The 7,077-nt window shown below is 72.0% G+C and carries 7 protein-coding genes; 5 read left to right on the top strand and 2 right to left on the bottom strand.

Annotated features, from left to right (window positions below):
• Positions 1-212 precede the first annotated feature (212 nt).
• Positions 213-914, bottom strand: a complete 702-nt coding sequence (locus ACFVFQ_RS23680; protein ID WP_383419258.1) for a lysophospholipid acyltransferase family protein — start codon at positions 912-914, stop codon at positions 213-215.
• 337 nt (positions 915-1,251) lie between these two features.
• Between ACFVFQ_RS23680 and ACFVFQ_RS23675 the strand changes: the two genes are divergently transcribed.
• From ACFVFQ_RS23675 to ACFVFQ_RS23660, 4 genes are all read left to right on the top strand, one after another.
• On the top strand, positions 1,252-1,584 hold the full coding sequence (locus tag ACFVFQ_RS23675; RefSeq protein WP_383419256.1) for a TlpA family protein disulfide reductase: 333 nt from the start codon (positions 1,252-1,254) through the stop codon (positions 1,582-1,584).
• Between the two features lie 231 nt (positions 1,585-1,815).
• Entirely contained in the window at positions 1,816-2,322 is a 507-nt protein-coding gene (locus tag ACFVFQ_RS23670) for a flavin reductase family protein (RefSeq protein WP_383419254.1), read from the top strand.
• 212 nt (positions 2,323-2,534) lie between these two features.
• The gene (locus ACFVFQ_RS23665) at positions 2,535-3,323 is read left to right on the top strand and encodes an electron transfer flavoprotein subunit beta/FixA family protein (protein ID WP_383419252.1); all 789 of its coding nucleotides are present in this window, start codon (positions 2,535-2,537) and stop codon (positions 3,321-3,323) included.
• Positions 3,324-3,470: 147 nt separating this feature from the next.
• The gene (locus tag ACFVFQ_RS23660; protein WP_383419250.1) at positions 3,471-4,433 is read left to right on the top strand and encodes an electron transfer flavoprotein subunit alpha/FixB family protein; all 963 of its coding nucleotides are present in this window, start codon (positions 3,471-3,473) and stop codon (positions 4,431-4,433) included.
• Positions 4,434-4,558: 125 nt separating this feature from the next.
• Here the strand turns inward: ACFVFQ_RS23660 and ACFVFQ_RS23655 are convergent, their stop codons facing one another.
• Positions 4,559-5,077: a DinB family protein gene (locus ACFVFQ_RS23655; protein WP_383419248.1), complete on the bottom strand. Its 519-nt coding sequence runs from the start codon at positions 5,075-5,077 to the stop codon at positions 4,559-4,561.
• 226 nt (positions 5,078-5,303) lie between these two features.
• Here ACFVFQ_RS23655 and ACFVFQ_RS23650 point away from each other — a divergent pair, with 226 nt between their 5' ends.
• Positions 5,304-6,581, top strand: coding sequence for a DUF6986 family protein (locus tag ACFVFQ_RS23650; RefSeq protein WP_383419246.1), 1,278 nt, complete (start codon positions 5,304-5,306; stop codon positions 6,579-6,581).
• Positions 6,582-7,077: the final 496 nt, after the last annotated feature.

The following is a 7,077-nucleotide window of genomic DNA, read 5'->3' as shown; positions in this document are numbered from 1 at the left end:
TGCCAGACGTAAAGCGAAGCAGTCTGGCACCCCCACCCCGGAGGCCCGTCACCGCACCCCGACAGCCCCGCGCAGCGGACCCGCCCCGCGCAGCGGACACGTCGGCCCGCCCCGCGCAGCGGCACCGCCCCGCGCAGCGGCACGGCCAGCGCCGCAAGGCGCAAACAACAGCAACCCGCGCGGCGGGAGAGCCAGCAACGTGGGAAGCACCCCTACGGGCTCGGCGCCGTACCCCCAAGGTGTGCCGGGATCCACCACGTGTCCTCCGGGCCCCGCGGCTTTACCGGGTACGCCCGTTGCGCCGCCTCCAGGAGGTCCTGGACGCGGGCCCGAAGGCGATCGGTGACCTTCTCCGGCTGCTCGGCGGCGTCAGCCGCCACCGGCTCGCCGATGCGGATCGTTATCGGGAAGTGGTTGCGGCCGAGCTGCCGCTTGTGGCCCTTGGTCCAGAGGCGCTGGGTGCCCCACAGGGCCATCGGCAGCAGCGGAACGCCGGCCTCCTGGGCCAGCCGTGCCGCGCCCGACTTGAAGTTCTTCAGCGTGAAGGACTCGGAGATCGTCGCCTCCGGGAAGACCCCGATGATCTCGCCCGAACGCAGCGCGGAGAGCGCGTGCTTGTAGGCGTGCATCCCCTGCGCGCGGTCCACCGGAATGTGCTTCATGGCGCGCATCAGCGGACCGGAGACCTTGTGCCGGAAGACCGCTTCCTTCGCCATGAACCGCACCAGCCGCTTGGCCGGCCGGGCCGCCAGGCCGCAGAAGACGAAGTCCAGGTAGCCGATGTGATTGCTCACCAGCACCGCCCCGCCGCGCTGTGGGATGTGCTCGGTGCCGGCGATGTCGAACTTCAGGTCCAGCGTCTTGAAGAGCGTGCGGGCGGCGCCGATGACGGGCGGGTAGACGAACTCGGCCATGTCCGGGGGCCCCTTCTCTGTGCCTGGGGAGGGTTCTCCCGGCAGAAACCTACGCCGCCGTAACTCTGCGGCTTCCGGGAGATCGTGCCCGATGTCTGTCCCTCCGGCCAGCTCGGACGCGGTTCCGGGCGGGAGATTCTCGTCACGTGGGAGGGGGTGGGGGAGGGGCGGAGCAGGGCGGTTTCGGTCGGCGTCGCCGGGCGCTCCGTCGGAAAACGGCGGCCGGCGAGGGGAATGTCCGCGGTCTCGTGGACGCTGCACCTTGAGGTGGCGCAGAGCCGGAGCGCCGAAGCGTCAGACAGTCGACGCGACGAAATGGCGAGAAGGGAGCGCGAAGGTGCACGACCGGGACGACCGAACTCGGCTGGGTGCCGCCGAGATCGGGGCGGAGTTGGGGGAGCGGGCCACGCTCGTGCAGTTCTCCAGCGCGTTCTGTCAGCCCTGTCGGGCCACCCGGCGGGTGCTCGCCGACGTCGCCGGGATGATCGACGGCGTGGCCCACGTCGAGATCGACGCGGAGGACCGGCTGGAGCTGGTGCGGCGCCTGGAGGTGTCGGGGACGCCGACGGTGCTGGTGCTCGACGGGGACGGCGCGATAGTCCGGCGCGCGGCGGGACAGCCCCGGAAGGTCGACGTCATCGCCGCGCTGGGGGCGGCGGTCCGTGATTGATCTCCCAGATGGCGGGCGGCACTTGACGCTCTCGGTCACGCATCGTCAGCCTGACGTAATGCGGCCAGGATTCCTCCTCCTTCTGTACGGACGCGCGCACGTCGATCTTCTGCGGACCGCCAGCGCGCGTTGTCCCGGCATGTGAGCAGCGACGACAACACCGCCGCCGCGCGCCGCACGGATGCCGGTGGCTCCGCCCGGGCTCACCGCCCACAGCAGAAGGACAACTCCATGACGGCCTCGCCCGACCTCGGCACGCCCCGCACCGCTTCCCCCGAACTCCTGCGTTCCGTCTTCCGCCAACACGCCGCGGGCGTCGCGGTGATCACCGCATCCGGCTCCCGACCCGTTGGCTTCACTGCCACCTCCCTCACCTCCGTCGCCGCCGAGCCCCCGCTGCTCTCGTTCGGTATCGGTGTCGGCGCCTCCAGTTGGCCGGCCGTCTCCGAGGCCGAGCACATAGGTGTGCACCTCCTGGGCGAGCACCAGCAGGAGTTGGCCGCCACCTTCGCGCGCAGCGGTGCCGACCGCTTCGGGCCCGCCACCTCCTGGCGCACCGGTCCGGAGGGCGTGCCCCTGTTGGACGGCGTGCTGGCCTGGTTGGTGTGCCGGGTCGTGACCCGGATTCCGGCCGGCGACCACCGGATCGTGCTCGCCGAGCCGCTCGTCGGCGACCCCGCGGGGCCGGGTCGTCCGCTCCTCTACCACCAGGGCCGCTTCAACGCGTTGCGCGACTGAGGGGTTCCGCGCGGAGCTGTCGGGTGCCCCGGTCGGGCCGTTGGGAAGGTCACATTTCGACGGCCTTGATTCGGGGCAGCACACTAGGTGTACTAGCGAGTAACATTGCGGTCGGCGCGGGGATCCGTAACCGACCGGGAGCCGCCCCGTGAGGCGCCTATGCTGCCAGCACAAGGCAGTTCTGAAGAGACGAAGCAGGTAGGAGAGCCGGCGTGAGCTTGAGGATCGTTGTCTGTGTGAAGTACGTGCCCGACGCCACCGGCGACCGGCACTTCGCCGAGGACCTGACCGTCGACCGGGACGACGTGGACGGTCTGCTCTCGGAGCTCGACGAGTACGCCGTCGAGCAGGCCCTGCAGATCAAGGAAGCCAACGACGACGAGGCGGAGATCACGGTCCTGACCGTCGGTCCCGAGGACGCCACCGACGCGCTGCGCAAGGCGCTTTCGATGGGCGCCGACAAGGCCGTTCACGTCGAGGACGACGACCTGCACGGCACCGACGCGCTCGGCACCTCGCTCGTGCTCGCCAAGGCCATTGAGAAGACCGGTTACGACCTCGTGGTCTGCGGTATGGCCTCGACCGACGGCGGCATGGGCGTGCTGCCGGCGCTGCTCGCCGAGCGGCTCGGCGTCCCGCAGGCGACCCAGCTCTCCCAGGTCGCCGTCGCGGACGGCAAGGTCACCGGCCGCCGGGACGGCGACACCGCCAGCGAGCAGCTTGAGGCCGCGCTGCCGGCCGTCGTCTCCGTCACCGACCAGTCGGGCGAGGCGCGTTACCCCTCCTTCAAGGGCATCATGGCCGCCAAGAAGAAGCCGGTCGAGACCCTGGACCTGGAGGACCTGGACATCGAGGCGGACGAGGTCGGCCTGGACGGCGCCTGGACCAAGGTCGAGTCGGCCGACGAGCGTCCGGCCCGCAGCAAGGGCACGATCGTCACGGACGAGGGCGAGGGCGCCAAGCAGCTCGCCGAGTTCCTCGCGGGCCAGAAGTTCATCTGAGCCGCGAGTCCGGGGCCCGGCCCCGGACCGGCGCCGCGGCCGATGAGCGGGATGGGGGAGCAACTCCCCGCTATCCACCCGCGCTTGATGGCCCGTCGGAACCAACGTCCTCCCTCCGCCCGCACTCTTCTCGCAGGAGCAATTCCCATGGCTGAAGTCCTTGTCTACGTCGACCACGTGGACGGTGCCGTCCGCAAGCCCACCCTCGAACTGCTCACCCTGGCCCGTCGCATCGGCGAGCCCGTCGCCGTGCACCTCGGTGCCGGCGTGGACACCGCCGCCCCGGTGCTCGCCGAGCACGGCGCGGTCAAGGTACTGACCGCCGACGCCCCGGAGTTCGCCGAGTACCTCGTCGCCCCCAAGGTCGACGCGCTCCAGGCCGCCTACGACGCGGTCTCGCCGGCCGCCGTCCTGCTGCCGTCCTCCGCCGAGGGCAAGGAGATCGGCGCCCGCCTGGCCGTCCGGATCGGCTCCGGCATCATCACCGACGCCGTGGACGTCGAGGCCGGCGACGAGGGCCCGGTGACCACCCAGTCGGTCTTCGCGGCCTCGTACACCACCAAGTCGCGGATCACCAAGGGCACTCCGGTCATCACCGTCAAGCCCAACTCCGCCGCCCCGGAGGCCGCTCCGGCCGCCGGCGCGGTCGAGCAGCTCGCGGTGACCGTCGCCGACGCCTCCAAGGGCACCAAGATCGTCTCGCGCACCGCGCGCGAGTCGACCGGCCGCCCGGAGCTGACCGAGGCCGCGATCGTGGTCTCCGGTGGCCGCGGCGTCAACGGCGCCGAGAACTTCCCGGTCATCGAGGCGCTCGCCGACTCGCTCGGCGCGGCCGTCGGCGCCTCCCGCGCCGCGGTGGACGCCGGCTGGTACCCGCACACCAACCAGGTCGGCCAAACTGGCAAGTCGGTCTCGCCGCAGCTCTACATCGCCGCGGGCATCTCCGGCGCGATCCAGCACCGCGCCGGCATGCAGACCTCGAAGACCATCGTCGCCATCAACAAGGACGCCGAGGCGCCGATCTTCGACCTGGTCGACTACGGCGTGGTGGGCGACCTGTTCAGCGTCGTCCCGGCGCTCACCGACGAGGTCAAGACCCGCAAGGGCTGACCTGATCGGGCCCTTGCGCCCGTAGGCACCGCACGGCCGAAGGCCCCGTACGCATCATCGGGCGTACGGGGCCTTCGGCCATGGCCGGAAAGCGTCCCGGTGCCGGCCGTCACCGCGATCGCTCCTTAGGTGCCGATCGTGCCGTCGAGCGCCTCGCGCAGCAGATCCGCGTGCCCGTTGTGCCGGGCGTACTCCTCGATCAAGTGGACATACACCCAGCGCAAGTTGAGGGTGCGGCCGCCGGGGGCGGTGAAGGTCTCGTCCAGGTCGCGGCCGGCCGCCACCGCGTCACAGGCCGCGATCTCGGCGCGCAGGGCCGCGTGGTCCGCCGCGGCGCGGGCCGGGTCGAGGGCGTGAAGGTCGGCGTCCGCATCGTCCTCGGTGACGTACAGGGCCTCGACGTCCTCGCCGGCGAACCGCTGCCGGAACCAGCAGCGTTCGACGTACGCGAGGTGCCGCACCAGGCCGAGCAGGGTGAGCGTGGACGGCGGGGTGGCGGGCCGGGCGAGCTGCTCGGCGGTCAGGCCGGCGCACTTGGCCAGCAGGGTGTCGCGGTGGAAATCCAGCCAGCCCTGCAGCATCGCGCGTTCGCCGGCCGCGGCGGGCGTTTCCCGGCGTTCCCTCGTGGGTGCGGTCCATGTCATGGCGGCGATTGTGGCCGCGGCGGGCGGCCGGCGCCACGGAGTTACCGGGCCTGGCACCCCGCTGACCTGCGCCGCCGACTCCCGGATCGTTGCCCCGCCACATCCCGGAAAGTGTTGACCTCGCCCAAGGACGCGGTTAGCTTCGCTATACGGATTGTTGATTCCGTTAAGCGGAAACGCCCGGACCGGTGACGGTGCCGGGCACCAGCATCGGGAGGGTACCGAAATGGGGCAGCAGGAGACCGTGGCGACGAGCCTCGCGGACACCGTACGCGAGGGCATCGGAGCCGCCCTCGCCGAGGTGGACGCCGACCTGGCGCGGCGCTACCCGGGCGACCCTGGCACCCGCCAGCCCGTTCACACGGTCTACGTCCCCGGTGACGCCTTCACCGCCGACACCCTCCGCTCCTGGGGCGACCAGGCGCTGGCCATGCTCGACGAGCACGCCCCCGACGCCGCCGCCCTCGCCGCCGTCCTCGGCCTCCCCGACGACCTCGCCGGCCCGGTCTACGAGCGCGTCCGCGCCAAGCTGGAGCGCGAGCCCATCGAGGACCTGCGGATCGACTTCGAGGACGGCTACGGCGTGCGCTCCGACGCCGAGGAGGACGAGGCCGCGGCCCGCGCCGCCGCCCTGGTCGCCGCCGCCTACCGGGACGGCACCGCCGCCCCGTACATGGGCATCCGCATGAAGTGCATGGAGGCGGCCGTCCGCGACCGCGGCATCCGCACCCTGGACATCTTCCTCACCGGCCTGCTGGCGGCCGGCGGCCTGCCCGACGGCCTGGTCCTCACCCTCCCCAAGGTCACCTACGCCGAGCAAGTCACCGCCATGGTCCGGCTGTTGGAGGCGTTCGAGAAGGCCCGCGGCCTGACGCCCGGCCGGATCGGCTTCGAGATCCAGATCGAGACCACCCAGTCCATCCTGGGCCCCGACGGCCGCGCCACCGTCTCCCGCATGATCGAGGCCGCCGAGGGTCGCGCCACCGCCCTCCACTACGGCACCTTCGACTACAGCGCCTCCTGCGGCGTCAGCGCCGCCTACCAGGCCAGCGACCACCCCGCCGCCGACCACGCCAAGGCCGTCATGCAGGTCGCCGCCGCCGGCACCGGCGTCCGCCTCTCCGACGGCTCCACCAACGTGCTGCCGGTCGGCCCCACCGCTCAGGTCCACGACGCCTGGAGGCTGCATCACGGCCTCACCCGCCGCGCCCTGGCCCGCGCCTACTACCAGGGCTGGGACATGCACCCGGGCCACCTGCCGACCCGCTACGCCGCCGTCTACGCCTTCTACCGCGAGGGCCTGGAGAAGGCCGCCGCCCGGCTCGCCGCGTACGCCGCCAAGACCGGCGGCGACATTGCCGACGAGCCCGCCACCGCGAAGGCCCTCAGCGGCTACCTCCTCCGCGGCCTCGAATGCGGCGCGGTCGCTCCCGCGGAGGTGGCCCGACTTACGGGACTGACCCGTACGGATCTGGATGGGCTGGCGGGTCGCGTAGGCGGCTGACGCCGCGGGTCCCGTACGTTGCCGGCTGTCCCGCCGTGGTGGGGTTCCGCCTTCGGCGGAGGGGTGTGTGGGGCGGGGGCCCGGCTTTGTGGTGGGTGCCGGGTTCGGTGCCTCCGGGATGGGTGTTTCGGACTGCTTCGCTTTACGTCCGAAACACCCACCCCTCCGGCACCGCCCCTCCCGCATGTGGACGGGACCCGCCCCGGTGGATGGAAAGGTACAAGCGGCAGCTCGGTCCGGCCCCCAGAGGAAGAAGAGGCGCAGGCGCCAGCCCGCTTCCGGCCTCCCAGGGGAAGAAGAGGTACGAGCAGCACTCCACTCCGGCCCCTCTTCCCTCACCCCCACCGGGCGGGGGCGCGCAACTCGCGGGAGGGTGTGGGCCGGAGGGGGCGGGTTTGTGGACGTAAAGCGAAGCAGTCCGGAAACCCGCCCCCGGAGGACCGCACCCGCCCCCCACCACCCAGCGGGCGCCCCCGCCCTACACACCCCCTCCGCC

It is taken from the genome of Streptomyces sp. NPDC057743 (assembly GCF_042798755.1).
Lineage (GTDB): Bacteria > Actinomycetota > Actinomycetes > Streptomycetales > Streptomycetaceae > Streptomyces.
The sequence above is the reverse complement of the archived record's forward strand: the minus strand, read 5'-3'. Positions and strand labels throughout refer to the sequence as shown.

Coding starts and splice junctions, on each gene's coding strand:
- ACFVFQ_RS23670 (WP_383419254.1), top strand. CDS start 1,816: ATGACGGCCTCGCCCGACCTCGGCACGCCCCGCACCGCTTCCCCCGAA.
- ACFVFQ_RS23660 (WP_383419250.1), top strand. CDS start 3,471: ATGGCTGAAGTCCTTGTCTACGTCGACCACGTGGACGGTGCCGTCCGC.
- ACFVFQ_RS23650 (WP_383419246.1), top strand. CDS start 5,304: ATGGGGCAGCAGGAGACCGTGGCGACGAGCCTCGCGGACACCGTACGC.
- ACFVFQ_RS23655 (WP_383419248.1), bottom strand. CDS start 5,077: ATGACATGGACCGCACCCACGAGGGAACGCCGGGAAACGCCCGCCGCG.
- ACFVFQ_RS23680 (WP_383419258.1), bottom strand. CDS start 914: ATGGCCGAGTTCGTCTACCCGCCCGTCATCGGCGCCGCCCGCACGCTC.